The organism is Rathayibacter sp. VKM Ac-2803 (genome assembly GCF_009807175.1).
GTDB lineage: Bacteria > Actinomycetota > Actinomycetes > Actinomycetales > Microbacteriaceae > Rathayibacter.
The window spans coordinates 216,208-238,329 of sequence record NZ_WUCD01000001.1; the positions used below are offsets into that span (position 1 = coordinate 216,208).

Sequence of the window (22,122 nt, forward strand, 5' to 3'; positions counted from 1 at the left end):
GGGGAGCCCCGCGAGGTGGCGATTACCACCGCGGAGCATCGAAGGAGGAGGACATCGTGACGAGCACGGAGCGACTCAGCACGACAGAGCGGACCTTCGAGGCAGTGGTGACCCGGGAAGGGCGCTGGTGGATGATTCGCGTCGACGCGCTCGACGCAGTGACCCAGGCGCGATCCCTCCGCGACGTTCCCGCGACGGCGACGGGAGTCGTTTCCGCACTCCTCGATGTCGATGAGGACGACCTGACCATCCACCTCGCCTACGAGCTGCCCGCCGAGGTGGCCGCCGCCTGGCGCGAGGCCGAGTCGCTCCGTACGCAGGCGGAGGAGGCCGAATCCCGCGCGGCGCTGCTGCGTCGAGAGGCGGTTCGAGGCCTCCTCAGCCAGACGCACATGAGCCAGGCCGAAGCCGGCGTCGTCCTCGGACTGTCGAAGCAGCGCGTCCAGCAGCTCGCCTCCTGAGGCGTGAGCAGCCTGCCCGTGGCCTGAAGAAGGTCTCGGATCACCCGTCGCGTTGACGTCAACATCGTGTTACCGTGAACATTGCCGACTCGTGTCGGACCCCCTCACTTCAGCAATGGTGCCGAACTAGGAGCAAGTGCGATGAAGCCCTTCCTGCGACCGCTCGTCCTCGCGACGACACTCGCGCTCGCTGTCCCGCTGCTCACGGCGCAGTCTGCGGCGGCGGCGCCGGCCGACGATCTGATCCTCCGCTACTCCCTCGACGAGACGACCGGTCTGATGCAGAAGGTCATCCCGACCCTCGAGAGCGTCGCCCCGCAGAAGGTCCCGGTGGCCGCCCCCGCGATCGCGGTGACCGCCTCGGCGAGCACCCGCTGCATCTCGGGCAAGGTCGTCCTCTCGGTCCTCGTCACGAACCCGAACGCCTTCCCCGTGAAGGTGGTCATCGGATCGACGTACGGCTCGAAGACGATCGCCGAGGTCGCCGCGGGCAAGTCGGCCACGCACTCCTTCACCACGCGTGAGGCGAGCATCCCCGCCGGCCAGGCGACCGCGACGGCGACCGCGTTCGTCGCGGGGAAGCCGGCCACGGCCTCGGCCACCGCCCCCTACTCCGCTGCCAGCTGCGGCTGACGACGGCCCCGACCCGGAACACCCCACCATCGAGCCGGCGACGCAGCCGGCCGGAGAACGGAGAACACCCGCAATGAACACTCGCTCCCTCATGACCCGCGGAGCCGCAGGCCTCGCCGGAGGACTCCTCCTGCTCGGCGTCGCCGGGACCGCCATGGCCGCCGAGATCGAGGTCGGCAACGATGACGTCGACGTCAATGTCGACATCGCGCCGCTGACCACCCCCGGCTCCCTCTCGATGTCGGTCGCCGGCACCTCCACCGCCCTGACCGAGGAGGGCTCCACCAGCGTCATCCGCCAGTTCACCGGCACCCTGCCCACGGTGACGGTCACCGACACCCGCGACCCCGCCGACATCCCCGCCGGCGCCGGCTGGTACGTGCTCGGCACCGCCAGCGACTTCACCTCCACCGACGGCGGCGTCATCGGCGCCGAGAACTTCGGCTGGGCCCCGAACCTGATCGACGGCGGCGACAGCGGCCTCGTCGCCGAGGGCGATGTCGTCGACACCGCCGTCGACCCCGGGCCGGACAACGTCGGCCTCGTCGACCAGGAGCTCCTCGCGATCACCAACGACTCCGCGGCGATCGCCCAGGAGGGCTCCTGGACCGCGGACGCCGAGCTGTTCCTCCGCACCGAGCCCACCGTCGACGCCGGCCAGTACAGCTCGACGCTCACCCTGTCGCTCTTCGAGTGACCCCCCGGGCGGGAACGCCCCCCTCCGCGCACGATGCGGCCGAGCCCTCCGCCCGGCCGCATCGTGCGTCCTCCGTGAGATCCTGAGGGTGCCATGACCGATCAGCGTCGATCCCCCGTCCGTCCCGTCAGCGCCCTGCTCGCGCTCCTCGTCGGCGTGCTGGCGCTCAGTGCCGCTCCCCCGGCCGCCGCAGCCGACCGGATCTCGTGGGCGGTGAGCCCCGCCACCGACGGCGCTCCCGACAACCGCTCCTGGATCGAGCTCGACCTCGATCCCGGCGCCGTGGCCTCGGAGGAGGCCGCCGTCACCAACCTCAGCGACCAGACCGTCACCTTCCGGATCGACGCCGCCGACGGCTACTTCACCGACAAGGGCCGCTTCAACATGCTCCCCTCGGACCAGGAGTCGGTCGACGCCGGCACCTGGATCCAGGCCCCCGAGACCGTGACCGTCGAGCCGGGAGCGGTCGCCGTCGTCCCGTTCACGGTGACCGTCCCCGACAACGCCGAGCCCGGCGACCACGCGGCCGGTCTCGCCGCCTCCCTCGTCTCGGTCGGCGCCGATGCCGGCGGCTCGTCGGTCGGGGTCGAGAGCCGCATCGGCTTCCGCGTGATGACCCGCGTGACCGGCGACGTCGCCCCCTCCCTCGCCGTCGAGAGCATCGACACCGACTACCGCCTCTCGTGGAACCCCTTCGCGCCGGGATCGCTCTCGGTCGACGCCGAGATCGTCAACACCGGCAACGTGCGCCTGCTGCTCGACGGGGCGGTCACCGCGCAGGGCGCCGACACTCCCCTGGTGGCCGAGGACGCCGCGGCCCAGGAGCTGCTGCCCGGCGACCGCCGCACGATCTCGGTCGCCCTCGACGGCGTCTGGCCGCTGTTCGCGATCGGCACCGACGTGACCGTCTCGCCGACCGTGGTGACGCCCGACGGAGTCGACCCCGCGTCGATCGCGCCGGTGACCGCCTCCGCCACCGTGCTCGCGGTGCCGCTCCCCCAGCTGCTCGTGCTGCTCGGAGTCGCGCTGATCCTGGCCGCCCTGCTCGCCGGCCGCTCGCGCTCGCGCCGCCGCATCGCGCAGCTGGTCGCCCAGGCCCGCGAGGAGGGCCTGCGCGAGGGCGCGGACGCCCGCTGACGGGCGCGGCTCCGCGATCCTGATGTCGAGCGGGACCTCCTGGAGCCGTGACTCGGCGCCGGCTGGTCTCCGTCGCCGACGCCGAGCGGGTCACGATCCTCCAGGCGCGCTACCACTACTGAGCCTCGGCGCACCGCACGGACGGCGCCGGACGAGTTCGCGAATATCACCGGAACTGGGACGCGGGCGCGAGCGGCCGAGGTCTAGTGTCGGCCTCGCTGCCGCTGACCATCGCGCGCTGAACCGGGGATCCACACACATGCAGCTCCTGTGTCCGGGCGAATCCTTCACCGATCCTCCCCTTCTGTGCGCGCGACGTCTGGAGCGACCATGTCAGCTGTCCGAGCGGCTCTCGCCCTCGTCCTCGTCCCCCTCCTGACGGCGGGCACCGTCTCCGCGACCGACTCCGCGGCACCCTCGGCGCTGCCGTCGTCCTCGGCGATCCTGTCGAAGACGTCCCTGGCGGCCGACTACTACCGGCCGATGATCCCGCTCGCACCGCAGCCGTCGCTCAACGGCTGGTCCTGGGCGACCTTCGCCCAGGGCGAGAACGCGCTCTTCGCCGAATCGGGCGACCCCGCCTACCTCGCCGACGGGATGACATGGGGAGGCCTGACCTCGTGGAAGGTCTCGACGTCAGGCCTCGACCCCGACGACCTCAAGGCCGGGCAGGTCTACCACTCGCTGAACGAGTCCGACCCGCGAGCCTCCCTGACATCGATGGACGCCCGGATGGCGCAGGGACTGGCGACCCTCCCGCTCGACCAGTACGACTGGTCGGACGCGCTCTTCATGGGGCTTCCCAACTGGGCCTCGTGGTCGGAGCGCACCGGCGACACCGCCTACCTCGCAAAGATGGACGCCCTGTACGAGTGGTCCCGCGACGAGGGTGCCCTGAGCGACCGGTGCGCGGGAGCGGCGAAGCCCCAGTCCGGTCTCTTCGACGCCGCCGAGGGGCTGTGGTACCGCGACTGCCGCTACGTCGGGACGACGGACGCCGGCGGGAACAAGATCTTCTGGGGGCGCGGCAACGGCTGGGCGATCGCGGCGATGGCCGATGTCGTCACCGCGCTGCCGGCCGGAGACGCGCGCGCCGTCCCTTACCGGGACATGCTGCGGACGATGGCCGCCCGACTGGTCGAGCTGCAGGGCTCCGACGGATTCTGGCGCTCGAGCCTCCTGAACAGCAGCCTCTTCCCCGCGCCCGAGACGAGCGCCACCGCCCTGATCGCGTACGCACTCGCCTCCGGGATCTCGTCGGGCACTCTCGACCGCGCGACCTACCTGCCCTCGGTCAGCCGAGCGTGGGACGGGCTCGCCTCCGTGTCGCTCCAGCCGAGCGGTTTCGTGACCGGATGCCAGGCGGTCGGCTTCCAGCCCGCCAAGAGCTACACCGCCGCGGCGCCCCGGACGGCGCCGACGGCGTCGTCGGCCGGCACGCTGATCGCCGATTCGCCGCCGTTCTGCGTCGGCGCGTTCCTGCTCGCGGGGAGCGCGATCGCGGCGCTGAGCTCGCCCGGGACACCGACGCCGACGCCCACCGCGACACCGACGCCCACGCGCACGCCGACCGCGACTCCCACCGCCACTCCGACACGCACCCCGACGGCCTCCGCCACCCCGACCGTCACCCCGACGCCCACCGTGCCGGACACCGTCAAGCCGAAGGTCGTCCTGCTCACCCCGACCGCGAACGCGAGGGTCTCGGGAACCATCACCTTCGTCGCGACGGCCGCGGACGCCTCGGGCATCTACAGCATGAACTTCTACCTGGGATCCTCGGTGCTGGGACGCGGCGTCCCTGGGCCGGACGACACCTACACGTACGCCTTCGACTCGTCGGCGTACGCCGACGGCGCCTACCAGGTGACCGCGAAGGCGAAGGACCCCGCCCGCAACACCGGAGTCAGCCGGACCTACAGCATCACCATCGACAACTCGGGTCCGGTGACGACCCCGACCGCGACCCCGCGACCCACCGCGACGCCGACGCCGACCCGGACCCCGACTCCCACCGCGACCCCGACTCCCACCAGGACCCCGACCCCCACCGCGACCCCGCGGCCCAGCACCTCGCCGACGCCCGCCGCTGTCGGAGCCGGTCGGTACCAGGACGGCTCCCCCGCCGTCACGCTCTCCGGCACCTGGACCTCCGTGGCGGCCAAGTCCGACGACGGAGGCGGTTCGACCTACAGCTCGAACGCCACCGCCTCCGCGACGCTGACGTTCACCGGCACCTCGGTGGAGTGGATCAGCCGGCTCTCGCCGTCCGGCGGCATCAACGAGGTGTACCTCGACGGCGTCCGGGTCGCCCGGATCGACCGGTACAGCAGCAGCACCCGGTACGCCCAGACGGTGTGGAGCAGCGGCGTGCTGCCCGCCGGAGTGCACACCGTCTCACTCCGGGGCACCGCCGACCGCAACCCCGCGGCGAGAGGGAAGACCCTCCTCCTCGACGCCCTGGTCGTCCGGGGCTGACGACCGCTACTGGTAGGTGATCAGATCCGGCAGCGGTGCGACCTCGGCCATCGTCTCGGCCGGGGTCAGCATCGGCAGGTCCTCGTCGTAGAAGTTCTTCCATCCCCAGGCGATGCCCTCCGGAGCCCCCTCGTGCAGCGCCTCCCACGTCGCCTGCTTGTCGGGCTGCCCGCCCTGCCCGTCGACGTGGATCAGGAACTCGAGCTCCGGCCGGTCGCGGCGGATGCTCGCGCGGTCCTGCAGCATCGACGAGCGGAACTGGTGCAGCACGAACATCTTCGGCGGCAGCCCCTCGGCCTGCACGAGGTCGGCGAGCCACTCCGACACGCTGTCGACCTCGGCGGCCTCGACCCGGCCGATCTGCGCGAGCGGAACCTGGTCGGGCAGCAGTCGCCACTCGGGATCGAGCGCGAGCCCGACGTTCGGCAGTCGCAGCAGCTCCTCGTAGGCCTTCGCCTGGGTCAGGAAGTCGGAGCGACCCGGCTGCAGATCGAGCACCACGTACATCCCGGCCTCGGCCGCGGCGTCGATGTAGGGGCGGATCCCGTCCGCGGAGAGCTCGTTGGAGTAGTCGCCGTCGTCGCCCGCGCTGCCCGCCGCCACCGTGGTGATGATCTCGAGGCTCGGCACCACCTGCAGCTCGGTGAGCGACCGGTACGGCTCGGCGACGGCGGCGGCGCGCTCGATCGTCGCGGCGAGTCCCTGCTCACCGAGGACCCCGAGCACCGGAGCGCCCGGGGTGCCGTAGATCGCGACGAACAGGTGGCCGCCGAAGAGGCGCTGACCGCCGCCCGGCAGCTGCCAGCCGGTCGCGGCGGCGCGCACCGACCACTCGGGCGCGGGCTGCGTCGCGAGCCCCGGGCCGAGCAGCAGGGTGCAGGAGGCGCGCGCGCCGGCGATCGCGGTCACCGCGGCTCCCGAGGCGAGCAGGTCGGCGGCCTCGACGAGCGTCACGGGCACGCCCGCGGCCCGCGCAGTGGCGAGAGCGGCGACATCCGAGTCGACGGGCTGCGCGAGAGCCGCCACTCCCACGAGCGCGTCGGCCCGGCCGGGCAGCTCGCCGAACGGCGGCTCGCCGGGCGTTCCCGGCGAGAAGGAGGCGAGGGCGTCGAGGTCGAGATCGGCGACGACGATGCCGGTCGCCTCCTCGAGGGCCGCGGGATCGGCGGCCGAGCGCACGACCTCGACGCCCTCGCCCGGGTCGGCGACGGCCCCGACCGCGACGATGCGGCGCGTTCCGAGCCGCGCGAGCTCATCGGCGAGGGTCGGGCCCGCGGTCTCGACGAGCAGCGGCACGCCCCACGCGATCCCGAGCTGCGCGGCGAGGAGCACCGACGCGGGCACGTCCTCGACGACCACGACGAGCGGCGCCTCGGTGAAGAGCAGTGCGCTCGCGGCGACGGAATCGGCGGCGAGCGCCACGGGCCCGCCCGGCGCGGCGGTGCGGGTGCGCGGCGCGTCCGACGACGCCGCAGGCTCGGGCGCGTCGAAGGTGCAGCCGCTCAGCAGCGGCAGGACCGACAGCCCCACGACGACACTGCGTCGGGACAGGGCCGGGCGTGATGGTGCGCGTCGTGACGCGGTGGAGCGGGATTCTGAAGCCATGGAGCAGACCTCTCCTCTCGGAGCCGGCGGGCTCGCGGTGTTCGGTGGTCTCCCTCCACTATCGCAGCCGCCTCCGACAGCGATGCCCCGAGCCCGGCACGAGAGAGGGGGCGGCGCCTCCCGGCACCGCCCCCTCGTCGTCGTTCGTCAGACCGTGCGCGGAGCCTTCGCGAGGTTCGCGACGAGCTCGTCGTGGTTCTGGCGCACCCCGTAGGCCGGGCGGTCGCGCTCGACGCGCCACGACTCGTTCAGCGGAGTGATCGCGACGGTGTCGAAGCCGAGGCGGTCGTAGAGGTCGGTCACGAAGTGGATCGCCTCGGGGTAGTCGCTGGAGGTCGCCAGCGCGCGGCGGTCGGGGGTGCCCGCCGGCGTCCCGGTGGTCGTGATGTCGGCCGCCGTGATGTGGTTGAAGGCCTTCACCACCTTCGACTCGGGGAGCCGCTCCTGCAGCATCTCGTTGACGGTGGTCTCGCCCTTGTCGAGCGCCTCGATCCGCCCGTCCCGCTCGAAGTAGTAGTTGTTCGTGTCGAGCACGATCTTGCCGGCGAGCGGCTCGACCGGGATCGCGTCGAGCGCCTTCAGCGGCACCGTCACGACCGCGATCTCGGCGGCCTCCGCCGCCTCCTGCGCCGTCGCCGCGCGCGCCTTCGGGCCGAGCTCCGCGATGAGGTCGGCGAGCGTCTCGGGACCGCGCGAGTTGGCGATCACGACCTCGTCCCCGAGGCCGATGACCGCGCGCGCGATCTGGCTGCCGATGTGTCCTGCTCCGATGATTCCGTACGTCGTCATACCGAGGCCAACGCGTGTGCCGGCGAGGCATTCCGGCTCCCCGCCTTTTCCCACGGCGCGTCCAGGCTCGCCCGCTGCGGCGATCCGGGATAGCGCTTTCTGCGGTAGTTTCGAGCGTTCGACGTCGACAGAGGGCGCGCACCGTCGCCGCCCCGCCAGAAGGAGACCTGATGCCGCAGTTCGACCTCCCCCTCGAGCTCCTCGAGCAGTACGTCCCGGACCTGCCCGCGCCCGAGGGCTTCGCCGAGTTCTGGCGGTCGACGGTCGCCGAGGCGCGCGCGAGCGCGACCGAGCCGCGCTTCGAAGCGGTCGACGCGGGCTACGCACTGCTCGACACCTACGACGTGACCTACTCCGGGTTCGGCGGCCACCCGATCCGCGGCTGGCTGATCCTGCCGCGCGGCATCGAGGGCCCCCTCCCCGCCGTGGTCACCTACATCGGCTACGGCGGCGGGCGCGGCCTCCTCGACGAGTGGACGGCCCTGAGCGCCGCGGGCTACGCGCACCTCGTGATGGACACCCGCGGTCAGGGCTCCGGCCACCGCACCGGAGTCACGCCCGACCCGGTCGGCAGCGGTCCGCGGGCCACCGGGTTCATGACGCAGGGCATCGAGTCGCCCGACGACTACTACTACCGCCGCGTCTTCACCGACGCGGTCCGCGCGCTAGACGTGCTCCGCGCGCACCCGGCCGTCGATCCCTCGCGCGTCGCGATCTCGGGCGGCAGCCAGGGCGGCGGGATCTGCCTCGCCGTCGCCGGCATCCTCGGGCTGCTGGGCGAGTCGTCGTCGGCGCGGGCGGCGATCATCGATGTGCCGTTCCTCAGCCACATGAGCCACGCGGTGCGGATCATCGACACGATGCCCTACGGCGAGGTCGGGCGCTACCTGCGCACCCACCGCGGCTCCGAGTCGTTCGTGTTCGACACCCTCGCCTACTTCGACGGGACCTCGTTCGCCCCGTACGCCGAGGTGCCGGCGATGTTCTCGGTCGGACTGCTCGACGACATCTGCCCGCCGTCGACGGTGTACGCGTCCTACAACCGCTACTCCGGGCCGCGCGAGATCCGCGTCTACCCCTTCAACGGGCACGAGAACGGCGAGGCGTTCCAGTCGGCCGAGCACGTGCGCTTCCTGGCGCGCGCGCTGGCGTAGCGCGCGCCCGGCCGACCTCCGGCTCGCAGAATCGCGTTCGGCTCGCAGGATCGGACGACTTCGACGAGCCGAAGGTGATCCGACGAGCCGGAGGTGCCGGCGTCGGTCTCGGTCAGGCGTCCGATGCCGCGAGCATCGCGGTGCCGATGCGGTCCTCCAGATCGGCCAGCTCGTCCAGAATGTCGGCGGCGACCCAGACCTGGTCCCTCCTCCGCTCGGTCAGAGGAGCGAGCACCTGCGCATCGACCAGCTGGCGCAGAGCCGCACCGACGCTCGAGGGCACGCGTCCGGTGATCTCGAGCGCCCGGGCGGTCGTGAGGATCGGATGGTCGAGGAGGCCCCGGAGCAGGAGGTCCGCGGCACTGCCCGCACGGGGCCGGACCGCAGCCGCCCAGGCGGCCGGGAGCTCCTCGAGCGAGGCGGCCGTCCGCATGGCCTCCGGCGCCGCCACGACGCAGGCGCGGGCGAGCTCGTCGACGAACGGCGCGAGCGCCCCCTCCCGATAGCCGTTCACGAGAGAGAAGTAGCGTTCGCGATCGGCGACCAGCGCCGACGCCACCGGCACCACCGTCGTCGTCGTCAGACCCCGGCGCCGGAGGATCGCATTGATCAGCGCTCGACCGATCCTGCCGTTGCCATCGGTGAAGGGATGGATGGACTCGAACTGCGCGTGCGCGATCGCCGCCTGCACTATCGGGTCGAGGTCGCTCCGGTTCGAGAATGCGATCAGATCGGCCATGAGCGCCGGGACGATCTCTGCTGGGGGCGGGACGTGCACTGCATCGCGTGGCGAGTGGTCGCTTCCCCCGATCCAGTTCTGCATCGACCGGTAGGCCCCGGCATACCGGTCGTCCACCGGGTCGTCGGCCATCAGGACTCGATGGGCAGCGAAGATCGAGACCTCGTCGATCAGGCCCGTGCTGCCGGCTGCGTCGACCATGCCGGTCAGCGCCTCGGCTGCCGCGACCATCGACGTGGCACTCGCATTCGCCCTGATGCCGACCGTGGCGCGGGCGTAGTCGTCGAGGCTCGCGTTCTCGTCCTCGATCTTCGAGGAGGAGACGGCCTCGGTCCGGATGAGGAGCCGGCCGAGTGCTCCGAGCCGGCTTCCGGATCCGGCATCCAGAGTGATGATCGCCCGCGCGGCGGCGTCGAGGGCCGGCCGGGAGGACGGGGGCGCCACCCATGAGGACGCCGCGATCAGGGGAGGCAGCGAGACGACGACCTCGCTGAGCATTCGGTCGGCCCGGGAGCCGGCACGGGACACCTGCCTCCACGGGCGCGTCTCGTACTCGTGCGCCGTCCACTCGAAGGTCATGCGGCTCCTTTCGAGAACCCGAATCAGCGGCATCGTCAATTCGGGTTATGGGCTCAACCCGAATTATCGCACGTCGTGATTCGGGTTGTGCGGTCAGCACGACGGCCGTCGCTTTGTGACGCCGCGAGTCGCGCGTCATCGCCGGCTCGCAGGTGCACTCGCCACCATCGACGCATGACCCGCCAGATCCGCTTCAACGCCTTCGACATGAACTGCGTCGCCCATCAGTCCTCCGGCATGTGGCGCCACCCCCAGGACCAGTCCTGGCGCTACAAGGACCTCTCGTACTGGACCGACCTCGCGAAGCTGCTCGAACGAGGCACCTTCGACGGCGTCTTCATCGCCGACGTGCTGGGCACCTACGACGTCTACGGAGGCTCCAACGAGGCCGCGATCCGCCACGGCGCGCAGGTCCCCGTCAACGACCCGATCCTCCTCGTCTCGGCGATGGCCGCCGCGACCGAGAACCTCGGCTTCGGCATCACCGCCGGCACCGCCTACGAGCACCCGTACCCCTTCGCCCGCCGGATGTCGACGCTCGACCACCTGACGAAGGGGCGCGTCGGCTGGAACGTGGTCACCGGCTACCTGCCGAGCGCCGCCCGCAACATGGGCCACGAGGACCAGCTCGAGCACGATGACCGCTACGACGTCGCCGACGAGTACCTCGAGGTGCTCTACAAGCTGTGGGAGGGGTCGTGGGAGGACGACGCCGTGATCCGCGACCGCGACTCCGGCGTCTTCACCGACCCGGCGAAGGTGCACGAGATCGGCCACAGCGGCAAGAACTTCACGGTGCCCGGCATCCACCTCTCTGAGCCGTCGGTGCAGCGCACACCCGTGATCTACCAGGCCGGCGCGTCGCCCCGCGGCATCCGCTTCGCGGCGGGCAACGCCGAGGCGATCTTCGTCGCCTCCTCGACGAAGGCGGGCCTCGCGGCCACCGTCTCGCGCATCCGCGACGCCCTGGAGGCCGCGGGCCGAGACCGGTACTCGGCGAAGATCTACACGCTGCTCACGATCATCACCGACGAGACCAGCGAGAAGGCGCACGCCAAGCACCGCGACTACCTCTCGTACGCGAGCGAGGAGGGCGCCCTGGTCTTCATGTCGGGCTGGATGGGCATCGACCTGTCGCAGTACGACCTCGACGAGCCGATCGGCAACGTGAAGAGCAACGCGATCCAGTCGACGGTCGCGAACTTCCAGGAGGCGAACGAGGACGGCTCGGAGTGGAAGGTGCGCGACATCGCCAAGCTCGGCGCCATCGGCGGGCTCGGGCCGTTCATCGTCGGCTCACCGTCGGAGGTGGCCGACCACCTGCAGGAGTGGGTCGAGGACACCGACGTCGACGGCTTCAACCTCGCCTACGCGATCACTCCGGGCACCTTCGAGGACGTGGTCGAGTACATCGTCCCCGAGCTGCGCCGCCGCGGCGCGTACCCCGAGGAGTACGTCGAGGGCAGCCTCCGCCACAAGCTGCACGGCCGCGGCGACAGGCTCCCGGAGGAGCACCTGGGCGCCGGGTTCCGCTACCGCGCGCAGGACTGACCCCGAACACAGAGGCACCCCGCCGCAGTGCGCGACGGGGTGCCTCTGTATGTCCGAGAACCGCAGGGTCAGCTCTCGAAAGTCGCGTCGAGGGTGATCTCGACTCCGGTCAGCGCCTTGCTGACGGGGCAGGTGGCCTTGGCCTCTTCGGCCGCCTTCAGGAAGGCCGCCTCGTCGATGCCGCTGACCTCGCCGCTGACGACGAGCTTGATGCCGGTCAGCTTGAAGCCTCCGGCCGAGTCCGGGCCGAGCGAGACGTCGGCGCGCACGTCGAGCGCCTCGACGGTGCCGCCGGCCTGGCCGAGGACGGCCGAGAACTGCATGGCGTAGCAGGCGGAGTGGGCGGCGCCGAGGAGCTCCTCGGGGCTGGTGGCCCCGTTGGCGTCGTCAGCGGCGCGCTTGGGGAACGAGACGTCGTAGGTGCCGAGCTTCGAGCTCGAGAGCTCGACCTGGCCCTCGCCGGTCTCGAGCGAGCCGTTCCAGGCGGTGCGTGCAGAACGAGTGGGCATGGTTCCTCCTTCGGGACGGAGGACGCGCGTCGTAGAACGAGCGTTCTCTCCGGATGATCCGAGCCTAGGGGAACGAGCGTTCTCTCGCAATGCCGCTCGCGCGGTCAGTGCAGGATCTTCAGCCCGATCACGCAGGCGACGATGCCGAGCACGAGCAGCGTCCGCACCACCGAGAAGCCGTCGCCGCCGAAGAACATGCCGTAGAGCACGGTGAGGGAGGCGCCGATCCCGACCCAGACCGCGTAGGCGGTGCCGGTGGGCAGCTCGCGCATCGAGAAGGCGAGTCCCGCCATGCTCGCGACCACCGCGACGCCGAAGACGATCGAGGGGCCGAGGCGGGTGAAGCCCTCCGACTTGCCGAGGGCGGTGGCCCAGACGGCCTCGAGGACTCCGGACACGACGAGAACGATCCAGGACATGACGATCCACTCCAGCGAGTCAGTCTTGTCGTGTGGCCGGGTACTGCTCCCTCGTCCGGCTCGCCGTCATCGGCTCCCGCCATCGTGCCACGGGGCTCTGTGCACGGCCTGGGCGGACCTGCGGTCAGGAGGCGCGCGAGGCCCGCCGGGTCACGAGGTGCACCACGACGCCGACCGCGAGCAGGATCGCCGCGTACAGCCACACCTCGGGGTCCTGCTGCGTGAGCAGGAGCACGCATGACGCGACTCCGAGCACCGGGATCGCCGTCCAGACGCGGAAGTGGTCGTGCTCGACGCGGTCGCGGCGCAGCACCAGCACCGCGACGTTCGTGCTGATGAAGACGAGCAGGAGGAGCAGCACCACGGTCTCGGCGAGCGTCGCCAGGTCGCCGACCAGCGTCAGCAGCGCCGCGGCGAGCGTCGTCACGGCGATCGCGACCCACGGCGTCCGGCGCTTCGGCAGCACGCGGCCGAGCACGGCGGGCAGGAGCCCCTCCTTCGCCATGCCGTAGGTGACCCGGCTGGCCATGATCATCGTGAGCAGGGCGCCGTTCGCGACGGCGACCAGCGCGATCAGGCTGAACAGCCACGCGGGTACGCCGACTCCGGACGCGGTCACGACGTCGAGCAGCGGCGCGGAGGAGTCGGCCAGCTCGTCGGACGGCAGAGCGATCGAGCTCGCGAGACCGACCAGGAGGTAGACGCCGCCGGCGGTCAGCAGCGCGCCGAACAGCGCGCGCGGGTAGACGCGGCTCGGGTCGCGCACCTCCTCGGCGACGTTGGCCGAGGTCTCGAAGCCGACGAACGAGTAGTACGCGATGATCGCCGCGCCGAGGACGGCGAGCGCCGGGGCCTGCTCGGAGCTGAGCTCGACCGTCCGGCCGAGGTCGCCGCCGCCGCCCGCCACGAGCAGCGCGACGCAGGCGATCACGATCAGGAGGCCGCCGACCTCGATGATCGTCATCACCGTGTTGCTGAGCAGCGACTCCGCCACCCCGCGGGCGTTGAGCAGCGCCACGAGCACGAGGAAGACGATCGCGGTCGGCACCGGCGGCACGTCGAGGAAGGTGCCGAGGTAGTCGCCGGCGAAGGCGAGCGAGAGGCCGGCGGCGCTGGTGACTCCCGCCGCGAGCATCGCGAAGCCCACGAGGAACGAGACCAGCGGACGGCGGAAGGCTCGCTGCGCGAAGACGGCCGCGCCTCCCGCCTTCGGGTACTTGGTGACCAGCTCGGCGTAGGAACCGGCCGTCAGCAGCGCGAGGCCGAGCGAGAGGAGCAGCGGCATCCAGACGGCGCCGCCCACCTCGGCCGAGAGCGTGCCCATGAGGGCGTAGATCCCCGCGCCGAGCACGTCGCCGAGGATGAAGAAGTAGAGGAGCGGCCCGGTGATGCGGCGCTTGAGCGAGGGCTGCTCGCCGCTCGCCGCGGGGGTCGTCGTCGTCGCGGGGTCCATGGGCGTCCTCTCGTCCTCGCGCAGGATTCGCGCGACCGGCAACGATAGGCAGCGGCCCCGCTCGGCGGGCAGACGGTTGACCGGGCGGCGGCGGGAGCGCTACGAGCGCTCAGTCGGAGACGATGTGGCCGCCTCCGCGCTGCCACGCCATCTCGGCGCCGAGCTCCTCGGCCTCCTCGCGGGAGTCGCCGTGGTGGGTCAGCGGGACATTGGCCTCGGCGACGCGGTTGTGCCAGCCGTGCTCGTCGGAGTAGGTCTCGATCGGTGCGATGTGCGGGGTGGTCATCGGGTGGAGCCTCTTTCGGTGGGGGAGCTTCCAGGGAACGCCGGACGGCGCCGGCCCTCCAGAGGGTTGACGGGGCGGGCGTTCCGTGGCCCCCTCCGGCTCGCAGAAACACGTTCGGCTCGCGGAATCCGAGGGATTCGACGAGCCGAACGTGCTTTGACGAGCCGGAGGTGCAGCACGAGCCGGAGGTGCAGCACGAGCCGGAGGTCACTCCGGGGAGTCGCGGGTCAGGAGATCGCGGCGCGCAGGGCCTTGGCGGCCTCGCCCACGTCGGGGGCTCCGTAGATGGCGCCGCCGGCGACGGCGACCTGCGCGCCCGAGCGCTGGACTGCCTCGATGGTCGCGGTGCTCACTCCGCCGGCCACCGAGAACGGCACTCCGGAGGACTCGCCGTCGCTGAGCAGCGAGTCGAGCGTGTAGCCGTCCTCGGCCTGCTCGTCGAGACCGGCGTGCATCTCGACGAACTCGGCGCCGAGGGCGACGACCTGCTGGGCACGGGCCGCCTTGTCGGGGACCCCGATGAGGTCGACGACGACGCCCTTGCCGTGCTTCTTCGCCGCGGTGACGGCTCCGGTGATGGTGCTGTCGCCCGCGACGCCGAGGACGGTGACGAGGTCGGCTCCGGCCTTGAAGGCCATGTCGGCCTCGAGCTCGCCGGCGTCCATGGTCTTGAGGTCGGCGAAGACGATCTTGTCGGGGTGCGCCTTCTTGATCGCGGTGATGGCCGAGAGGCCCTCGCTCTTGATGAGCGGGGTGCCGAGCTCGAGGATGTCGACGTGCGGGGCGGCCGCGGCGGCGAGCTCGAGGGCGGCGTCGGTGCTGAGGGTGTCCATGGCGAACTGGAGCTTCATAGGGTTCTGCTTCCTGTAGTGGGGGTGGGAGTCATTCGAGGTTGGAGTGGCGCGGCCAGAGCTCGTCGGCACTGGCACCGCCGCGCTTCCACAGCGCGTGGAACAGCGCGTCGCCCGTGAGCACCACGACCTGCTCGAAGAGCCCGCCGGAGTACTGCGCCGAGGCGGCTCCCGAGCGGTCGAGCTTGTCGGCGGCGGGCACGACGATCACGGCGGAGGCGAGCCCCGCGAGAGGCGAGTCGCCGGCGGTGGTCAGCGCGGCCACGCGCGCACCGGCGTCGACCGCCGACTGCGCCGCGCGGACGATGCCGCCGGTGGTCCCCGATCCGCTCGCGGTCAGCAGCACGTCGCCCGGGGCGATCGCCGGAGTCGTCGCGTCGCCGACGACGTGCACGCGCAGCCCCAGGTGCATCAGCCGCATCGCGGTCATCTGCAGGGCGAGTCCGGAGCGGCCCGCACCGTGGACGAAGACGCGCTCGGCGTCGCCCAGCAGCGCCGCGACCTGCTCGAGGCCCTCGAGCGCACCGGCGGCCGCGGTGATCTCGGCGACGATCGCGGCGAGCGCGCGGGCCGGATCGGTGGTGGGGTCAGCGGTCGGATCGGCGGGGGTCGCGGTGTCGGGCATCTCCTCAGCGTGCGCCTCCCTCGCCGGCGAGGCCGCCCCCTGACCGAGCAGGAGTGCCTACCCGAACGGGTGGTTCTGCGGCCCGCGGGTAGGAGGGGCGGGTAGGTTCGGACCATGACGTCGACCCCCGCCTCCCGCTCGGTGCTGCTCGAGCACGCCCGCCTCGTCGCCGAGCAGGCCGACCGCCACGCCGTCGCTCTCGAGTCGGTGCTCGCGGCCCTGCGCGCGCCGCGGCTCGACGACCGGACCGCCCGCGCGGAGGCGGTGGAGATCGCGACGAACGCCCTGGTCGAGCTGCGCACCGCGACCGACGAGCAGCGCAGCGCGATGCTCGAGCCCGTCGTGGGAGCCTTCGCGCGACTCCGCAGCGACCTGCGCCCGCTGGTGCGCTTCGGCGACCTCGACGTGCAGTTCGTCGAGCCGCCCGCGACCGGGCGGGCACTGCCCGGCGAGGTGGCCCACGCCGCCCGGGCGATCGTGCGCAGCGCCGTGCTCGCCTCGGTCGAGTCGGAGGAGACCCGCCGCGTGCGCATCCAGTGGGACTGCGACGGTCTCAACCTGCTGATCGAGATCCGCGACGACGGACGCGGTGAGCTCACCGCCCGCGACGAGGCGCTGCGCCCGATCGCCGAGCGGGTGAGCGGCCTCGACGGCGAGCTCGAGCTCACCTCGACGGCCGGCTGGGGCTCGACGCTGTCGATCCGCCTCCCCCTCGACCCTCCCGCTCAGCCCGACGGCCTCGACGTGGTCGAGCTGAGCGCGCGCGAACGCGAGGTGCTGCACCTGATCACCCTGGGCGCCTCCAACCACCGCATCGCCGACGACCTCGGGATCAGCGAGAACACGGCGAAGTTCCACGTCTCGAACCTGCTGCGCAAGGCGGGAGCCCGCAACCGGGCCGAGCTGGCGGCGCTGGCGCGCTGAGGGGCCTCCTCAAGACGGATGCGGCTGAGGTGGCCGTCGCTTGCAGCGAGAGGACGGGATCTAGAGGGAGATGCGAACGTGCTCTACTGATTTAGCGCCCGGACTGCGCATCCACTTCGCCGCCCGCCCCGCAACTACAAAGCCTCTGGTGAGGGCGCGCAGATTATTATCGCCTCTCCACCTGTTATCTCCAGACCGACGACCAGCATTGCATTGCTCTCGTCGCCGAAGCGCAAGCTCAAATTCGAGCAATTAAGGCTCATCTCTCGCATCCGTCCAACGGAGAGCGCGGACGTCTCACCAGATCGCGCATACACTGGTGGCATTTTGTTATCAGCGCGGAGGTCGCCTTCTTCATCCATGGTCAATCCATACTTCTCAGACGAGCGACCGCTAACCCCGGACTCGTTTCGATACACGAAGACCGGAAACTTATCCGATTCTCCTGGAACCGACTTCAGTGCCTCAATAAATCTGGTCGACAGGTCGCGATATCTCGTCTCCGCAAAATTACTAATCGCGTTTGCGCCAGCTGCGAGCGGCGCAGCTGGTACTTGCAAAAGATTTAGTCGCCCAATTATCCCGCTACTTCTTTCGACCGAGCCGGGATCCAAATCCACTACCTGAACAGTGACATCGGAGGACAATCCAGCAACCAGCTCCCCAACAACGCGATCTTCTCTAGGTAACGAGTATCCCAGAATAAAGAGCTCACTCGCTTCGGCGATAGCAACTCCAGCTTCTCGCCAAATACTAGTCATCAATGATGAACTGTAATAGCCATCCTTCGATGTCATAGGCGGAATCAGATAGCGGTCAAGCTGGCGCAATCCCGAATAGTCGACGTCGGCGATCATCGCCGTCCTCCCGGCAAATCCGCGCTTATCGCGTGAGCGTAGTAGATCAGCGGATCCCGAAGTCGAGCCGGATCCGAACCAATTTAGCGACCCATGCATCTTGAGGAGTTGGAAGGAACCAGATGTGTGATCAAGGCCCGTGTCGCCAGCATATTGCGCAGTCGTGACGGGCGGGGCCGGAAACACTAACTCTTCGCCGTAGTGGATTACGTGTCCAGCACGAGACGTCATCTGTGCATGAGTGGCCGCGCGCTCGACCAGTAGATCGTAGTTGAAGGTGATCACCAGCGCGCCCTCCGCGCTCCAGAGCTGCACCAGCGCATTCAGCCAAGCAGGGATTTCCGCGGCGGCTGCTGCATCGCTTCGAGCGTCCAGGACGCTCGCTATCTCGCTGATCACACGCGTCGCACTAGCAGCACGATGCGCATTGACATAAGAAGGCAGGAAAGGAAGAGGCGTCAACTGTAGAGTGAGCCATTCTTCGAACGTTTGATCGTCTCGCAGATCGAAGGCAACCTCGCCTTCGAGCCGCCGCTCGATCTCACGCCCCAATTGATCTGTCACTGGCATTTCTGAGCTGATAGCTCTAGAGAATCCCGCTCCGAGTATGTAAACTGGGCGCCCTTTTTCCTGCATAGAATCCAGAATAGCCGTCAACTAGTGCGAACGATCCCAATTTCCCTCGCACCGAACTTTACGTCGACGGCGCTCCCAAGATCATCTCGACGGACGTCTGTACAGCGCCGCTGTCGATCCGCACCTCGACCTGCCCGCTCAGCCCGACGGCTTCGAGGGGGTCGAGCTGAGTGCTCGCCGACGCGAAGTTCCATGTCTCGAACCTGCTGCGCAAGGCGGGAGCCCGCAACCGGGCCGAGCTGGCGGCGCTGGCGCGCTGAGGTGGATTTCTGGTCGTTCGCGCTTTGTCAACGCCGTGTCGAGTGCTGCCGGGGGACGCCTACGGAGAGGTCCGCGGTCGGGGTGTCCTCGGCCGCCGCCATCGACGCAAGAGGAGTCTCCATGACTGACAGCTCGACCACCGACGGCTCAGAAGCCCCCGTGCCCGCCCCCGTCCCGGCCGCCCCGGTGCCCGCCACCCCCGCACCCGCACCCTCGCCCGCCACGTTCGGGACCCCCACGCCCCCGCCGGTCGAGACCGGCCGGCCCGTGGACGTCCCGCAGTCGAGCCTCTCGGCTCCGCGCGGGCTCAGCTACGCCGTCGACATCGTCTTCTGCATCGACGTGACCGGCAGCATGACTCCGATCCTCGACGCGGTGAAGGCCAACGCGCTCGGCTTCTACGACGACGTGCAGACCAACCTGACCGAGAAGGGCAAGAACGTCGCCCAGCTGAGGGTCCGCGTGATCGCCTTCCGCGACTTCGCGGCCGACGGCGACGCCGCCCTCGAGGAGTCGCCGTTCTACGCCCTGCCGGACGAGCGCGGCGGGTTCTCCGAGTTCGTCAACGGCCTCATCGCGCAGGGCGGAGGCGACGCCCCCGAGTCCGGGCTCGAGGCCGTCGCCCTCGCGATCTCGTCGCCGTGGACGAGCATCGGCGACCGCCGACGCCAGGTCATCGTGGTGTGGACGGACCAGCCCGCCCACCCGCTCGACGCCTCGCTCGTGCCCGCCGACCTCGCCTCGCGGGTGCCCGCCGACTTCAGCGCGCTGACCGACCAGTGGGAGGACGAGCAGGGCCTGATGGGCTCCAGCTCGAAGCGGCTCATCCTCTTCGCCCCCGACGGACCCGGCTGGAGCGACATCTCGGCCGTGTGGGCGAACGTCGTGCACAACCCCTCGCAGGCCGGCGGCGGCCTGTCCGAGGTCGACTACGGCACCATCATCGACTCCATCGGCAACTCGGTATGAGCGACGCCCTCCCCCGCGTCGCCGATGCGGGGGGCGGCCCGACGTTCTCGTTCGGCTTCAATCTGGGCAAGATCCCGGATCACGGCGAGGACGCCGACCCCCTCCTCCGCGACGGTCCCGACCTCGGTCTCGTCGCCGTGTTCGACGGGATGGGAGGCGCGGGCGGAACCGTCTACGAGACACCGGACGGCCCTCGCTCCGGCGCCTATCTCGCCTCCCGGATCGCGCGCGACGTCGTCGAGGGGCGCATGCTCGATCTGCTCGAGCCGAACTGGAACCTCAAGGGCGAGGCCGCCGCGGAGGACCTGCGCCGCTCGGTGCAGACCGCGCTTCAGGAGCACCTCGCCGGGCTGAAGGCGCCGGCCAGCCGCCTCCGCTCGCGCCTGCTGCGCGCGCTGCCGACGACGATGGCGCTGATCGCGCTGCAGCGCGCGCGGCGCGGCGGCTCTCGGTGGGCGTGCCACGTCTTCTGGGCCGGCGACTCGCGGGCGTACGCCCTCGACGCGACCGGCCTCCACCAGCTGAGCACCGACGACCTGCGCGAGCCCGGTGACGCCATGTCGAACCTGCACCAGGACTCCCCCGTCAGCAATGCGATGTCGGCCGACACCGAGTTCCACGTGAACTACCGCCGGGTGGAGCTGGACGCGCCGTTCGTCCTGATGACGGCGACGGACGGGTGCTTCGGCTACCTGCCGACGCCCATGCACTTCGAGCACCTCCTCCTCGCCACGCTCGCCGACGCGCGCTCGAGCGAGGCGTGGTCCTCCGCGCTCCAGGAGCGGATCATCGCGGTGACCGGTGACGACGCGGCCCTGTCGGCGATGGGGGTCGGCGCCGATCTCTCGGCGGTGAAGGCGCTGCTCGCACCGCGCCTCGCCGAGCTGCAGGAGGAGCGGATCGCTCCGTTCGACGACGTCTCGGCGGAGGTCCGCCGGGCCGAGCAGGAGCTCGAGACCCTGCGGCGTCGGCAGATCGAGGTGACCGCCACGCTGTGGGGCGCGTATCAGGAGGGGTACGAGCAGCACCTGCGTGCTCCCGCGGCCGAGCCCGAGGTCGACCAGGAGGAGGCGCTGCCCGAGCGCGAGGACGAGCCGGTCGCTTCCGTGGACGAGCCCGTCGCCCCCGTGGACGAGCCCGATGAGAAGGAGGCCGCCCTGTGAAGGCCGGCGACGTCGTCAACGGCTACCGCATCCTGCGCGACTTCAGCGTGGTCGGCGCCGGCCTGAGCAAGTGGACCTTCGCCGAGCGTGCCGGTCGCGAGTACTTCATCAAGGAGTTCCTCAGTCCGACCTACCCCGATGACGCCGCGCCCGGCAGCGAGAAGACCAAGGCGCGCAAGCGCGAGCGCTGCGCCGTGTTCGAGGCGCAGCACCGCGGCATGCAGACGGCCCTCGCGCCGCTCTCGGCCTACGGCGGGAACCTGATCGTGACGCTCGACTTCTTCCGGGACGGGGCGAAGTACTACAAGGTGACCGAGAAGGTCGAGGCCGTGGATCTCGGACCCGGCGGAGTCGCCGCGCTCGATCTGCGCCGGCAGCTCGTGCTGATGAAGTCGGTCGCGCACAGCCTCAAGATCCTGCACGACCTGCGCATCGTGCACGGCGACCTGAAGCCGAGCAACATCCTCGTCAAGCGGACCGAGCTCGGATTCACCAGCAAGCTGATCGACTTCGACAGCTCCTACATCGCCGGTCGCCCGCCCGCGCCCGAGCAGATCGTGGGGACCATCAACTACTACTCCCCCGAGCTGCTCGGCTACATCCAGGAGGCCGGGGTGACACCGGAGGAGCTCGGGGTCGCCTCTGATGTCTTCGCGCTCGGCCTCATCTACACCGAGTTCCTCAACGGCGCGGTCCCGCCCTTCGACGCGGCGACCTTCCACGAGCCCGCGGTGGCCGTCCGCTCGGGCGAGGTGCTCAGGATCCCGCGGGACCGCCTCCTGCCGGTGCTCGCGGATCTCGTCGACCGGATGCTGCTCGCCGACCCCACAGCTCGCCCGACGATCGCCGCGGTGCACGCGACGCTGATGGGCGTGCGGCCGCCCGGCGAGACCGCTCCTGCGCCCTCGAGCGGACTGCGGGGCACGCTCGTCGGTCGAGCGCGGGCGGAGGCGCCCGCGGCGGCGGCCTCGGCCGGGAGGCTCGTCGGCAAGCTCCTCGGCAGGCTCACCGACAGGCGCCGACCGTGAGCGTCTGGCGGTGCCGCGTCTGCGAGGGCGTCAACCAGGGCGGGCGCGTCTGCGCGACCTGCGGCGCCGAGGTGCCCGTCGGGGAGCCGCTGCGCGCGGCCGTCCGCACCCGGCTGCCGAGCACCACTCCGCCGGCCGTGCCACCGCTGCCGACGCGGCGCGAGCTCTACGGCTACCCGACCCCGGAGGAGTACGCCGAGCTCGACCCGTACGAGAGCGACGAGCCCGAGAGCGGGTACTCGTTCGTTCCGCTGCCGGGCGGGTGCCTGATGACCTTCGCGCCCGGCAGAGGTCGCGGGCTGTAGCGACCGGCGGCCA

22 protein-coding genes and 1 riboswitch are annotated in these 22,122 nt (G+C 70.7%); of the genes, 12 read left to right on the forward strand and 10 right to left on the reverse strand.

What is annotated here, in order from left to right:
• Nucleotides 1-56 precede the first annotated feature (56 nt).
• The 5 genes from GRS96_RS00920 (at nt 57) to GRS96_RS20775 (ending at nt 5,406) form a co-directional block, all read left to right on the forward strand.
• The gene (locus tag GRS96_RS00920; protein ID WP_236553707.1) at nt 57-461 is read left to right on the forward strand and encodes an antitoxin HicB; all 405 of its coding nucleotides are present in this window, start codon (nt 57-59) and stop codon (nt 459-461) included.
• A gap of 141 nt (nt 462-602) precedes the next feature.
• Entirely contained in the window at nt 603-1,094 is a 492-nt protein-coding gene (locus GRS96_RS00925; protein WP_159987463.1) for a hypothetical protein, read from the forward strand.
• A 73-nt stretch (nt 1,095-1,167) separates the two neighbouring features.
• Nucleotides 1,168-1,791: a hypothetical protein gene (locus tag GRS96_RS00930; RefSeq protein ID WP_159987464.1), complete on the forward strand. Its 624-nt coding sequence runs from the start codon at nt 1,168-1,170 to the stop codon at nt 1,789-1,791.
• Between the two features lie 93 nt (nt 1,792-1,884).
• Nucleotides 1,885-2,928, forward strand: coding sequence for a WxL protein peptidoglycan domain-containing protein (locus tag GRS96_RS00935; RefSeq protein ID WP_159855384.1), 1,044 nt, complete (start codon nt 1,885-1,887; stop codon nt 2,926-2,928).
• Between the two features lie 330 nt (nt 2,929-3,258).
• Complete coding sequence (locus GRS96_RS20775) at nt 3,259-5,406, forward strand: glycoside hydrolase family 88 protein (RefSeq protein ID WP_159855382.1); 2,148 nt, start codon at nt 3,259-3,261, stop codon at nt 5,404-5,406.
• A 6-nt stretch (nt 5,407-5,412) separates the two neighbouring features.
• Here the strand turns inward: GRS96_RS20775 and GRS96_RS00945 are convergent, their stop codons facing one another.
• A complete protein-coding gene (locus tag GRS96_RS00945) occupies nt 5,413-6,936 on the reverse strand; it encodes a hypothetical protein (RefSeq protein ID WP_236553534.1) in 1,524 nt (507 codons plus the stop codon).
• Between the two features lie 222 nt (nt 6,937-7,158).
• Nucleotides 7,159-7,800, reverse strand: coding sequence for an NADPH-dependent F420 reductase (locus tag GRS96_RS00950; protein ID WP_159987466.1), 642 nt, complete (start codon nt 7,798-7,800; stop codon nt 7,159-7,161).
• Nucleotides 7,801-7,970: 170 nt separating this feature from the next.
• On the opposite strand from GRS96_RS00950, the gene GRS96_RS00955 reads away from it, so the two are divergent.
• Nucleotides 7,971-8,954 carry an acetylxylan esterase gene (locus GRS96_RS00955; RefSeq protein ID WP_159987467.1) on the forward strand — a complete coding sequence of 328 codons (984 nt, stop codon included), beginning with the start codon at nt 7,971-7,973 and terminating at the stop codon, nt 8,952-8,954.
• A 112-nt stretch (nt 8,955-9,066) separates the two neighbouring features.
• Here the strand turns inward: GRS96_RS00955 and GRS96_RS00960 are convergent, their stop codons facing one another.
• On the reverse strand, nt 9,067-10,272 hold the full coding sequence (locus GRS96_RS00960) for a Fic family protein (RefSeq protein ID WP_159855371.1): 1,206 nt from the start codon (nt 10,270-10,272) through the stop codon (nt 9,067-9,069).
• A 174-nt stretch (nt 10,273-10,446) separates the two neighbouring features.
• Here GRS96_RS00960 and GRS96_RS00965 point away from each other — a divergent pair, with 174 nt between their 5' ends.
• Complete coding sequence (locus tag GRS96_RS00965; protein ID WP_159987468.1) at nt 10,447-11,823, forward strand: LLM class flavin-dependent oxidoreductase; 1,377 nt, start codon at nt 10,447-10,449, stop codon at nt 11,821-11,823.
• Between the two features lie 68 nt (nt 11,824-11,891).
• On the opposite strand, the gene GRS96_RS00970 is transcribed toward GRS96_RS00965, so the two are convergent.
• The 6 genes from GRS96_RS00970 to hxlB form a co-directional block, all read right to left on the reverse strand.
• Nucleotides 11,892-12,332, reverse strand: a complete 441-nt coding sequence (locus GRS96_RS00970) for an OsmC family peroxiredoxin (protein ID WP_159855367.1) — start codon at nt 12,330-12,332, stop codon at nt 11,892-11,894.
• A 104-nt stretch (nt 12,333-12,436) separates the two neighbouring features.
• Nucleotides 12,437-12,751 (reverse strand): DMT family transporter, encoded by a 315-nt coding sequence (locus GRS96_RS00975; RefSeq protein ID WP_159987469.1) that lies wholly within the window; start codon nt 12,749-12,751, stop codon nt 12,437-12,439.
• 13 nt (nt 12,752-12,764) lie between these two features.
• A riboswitch (guanidine-III (ykkC-III) riboswitch) is annotated at nt 12,765-12,830 on the reverse strand.
• 45 nt (nt 12,831-12,875) lie between these two features.
• Complete coding sequence (locus tag GRS96_RS00980; protein WP_159987470.1) at nt 12,876-14,204, reverse strand: APC family permease; 1,329 nt, start codon at nt 14,202-14,204, stop codon at nt 12,876-12,878.
• A 109-nt stretch (nt 14,205-14,313) separates the two neighbouring features.
• On the reverse strand, nt 14,314-14,490 hold the full coding sequence (locus tag GRS96_RS00985; protein WP_159987471.1) for a hypothetical protein: 177 nt from the start codon (nt 14,488-14,490) through the stop codon (nt 14,314-14,316).
• 227 nt (nt 14,491-14,717) lie between these two features.
• Entirely contained in the window at nt 14,718-15,341 is a 624-nt protein-coding gene (hxlA, locus tag GRS96_RS00990) for a 3-hexulose-6-phosphate synthase (RefSeq protein ID WP_159855346.1), read from the reverse strand.
• Nucleotides 15,342-15,372: 31 nt separating this feature from the next.
• Nucleotides 15,373-15,966 (reverse strand): 6-phospho-3-hexuloisomerase, encoded by a 594-nt coding sequence (gene hxlB / locus GRS96_RS00995; protein WP_159987472.1) that lies wholly within the window; start codon nt 15,964-15,966, stop codon nt 15,373-15,375.
• A gap of 114 nt (nt 15,967-16,080) precedes the next feature.
• On the opposite strand from hxlB, the gene GRS96_RS01000 reads away from it, so the two are divergent.
• Complete coding sequence (locus GRS96_RS01000; protein WP_159987473.1) at nt 16,081-16,890, forward strand: LuxR C-terminal-related transcriptional regulator; 810 nt, start codon at nt 16,081-16,083, stop codon at nt 16,888-16,890.
• A 134-nt stretch (nt 16,891-17,024) separates the two neighbouring features.
• Here GRS96_RS01000 and GRS96_RS01005 read toward each other — a convergent pair whose 3' ends face one another.
• Complete coding sequence (locus tag GRS96_RS01005; protein WP_159987474.1) at nt 17,025-18,317, reverse strand: SIR2 family protein; 1,293 nt, start codon at nt 18,315-18,317, stop codon at nt 17,025-17,027.
• A 447-nt stretch (nt 18,318-18,764) separates the two neighbouring features.
• On the opposite strand from GRS96_RS01005, the gene GRS96_RS01010 reads away from it, so the two are divergent.
• The 4 genes from GRS96_RS01010 to GRS96_RS01025 are packed head-to-tail and all read left to right on the forward strand — an operon-like array spanning nt 18,765 to nt 22,109.
• On the forward strand, nt 18,765-19,613 hold the full coding sequence (locus GRS96_RS01010) for a vWA domain-containing protein (protein ID WP_204162179.1): 849 nt from the start codon (nt 18,765-18,767) through the stop codon (nt 19,611-19,613).
• The gene (locus tag GRS96_RS01015; protein ID WP_159987475.1) at nt 19,610-20,776 is read left to right on the forward strand and encodes a PP2C family protein-serine/threonine phosphatase; all 1,167 of its coding nucleotides are present in this window, start codon (nt 19,610-19,612) and stop codon (nt 20,774-20,776) included. The genes GRS96_RS01010 and GRS96_RS01015 overlap by 4 nt, the downstream gene beginning before the upstream one ends.
• Nucleotides 20,773-21,804 (forward strand): protein kinase domain-containing protein, encoded by a 1,032-nt coding sequence (locus GRS96_RS01020; RefSeq protein WP_159987476.1) that lies wholly within the window; start codon nt 20,773-20,775, stop codon nt 21,802-21,804. Before GRS96_RS01015 ends, GRS96_RS01020 begins: the two co-directional genes overlap by 4 nt.
• Nucleotides 21,801-22,109: a hypothetical protein gene (locus GRS96_RS01025; RefSeq protein WP_159855338.1), complete on the forward strand. Its 309-nt coding sequence runs from the start codon at nt 21,801-21,803 to the stop codon at nt 22,107-22,109. Before GRS96_RS01020 ends, GRS96_RS01025 begins: the two co-directional genes overlap by 4 nt.
• The last annotated feature ends 13 nt before the right edge of the window (nt 22,110-22,122 follow it).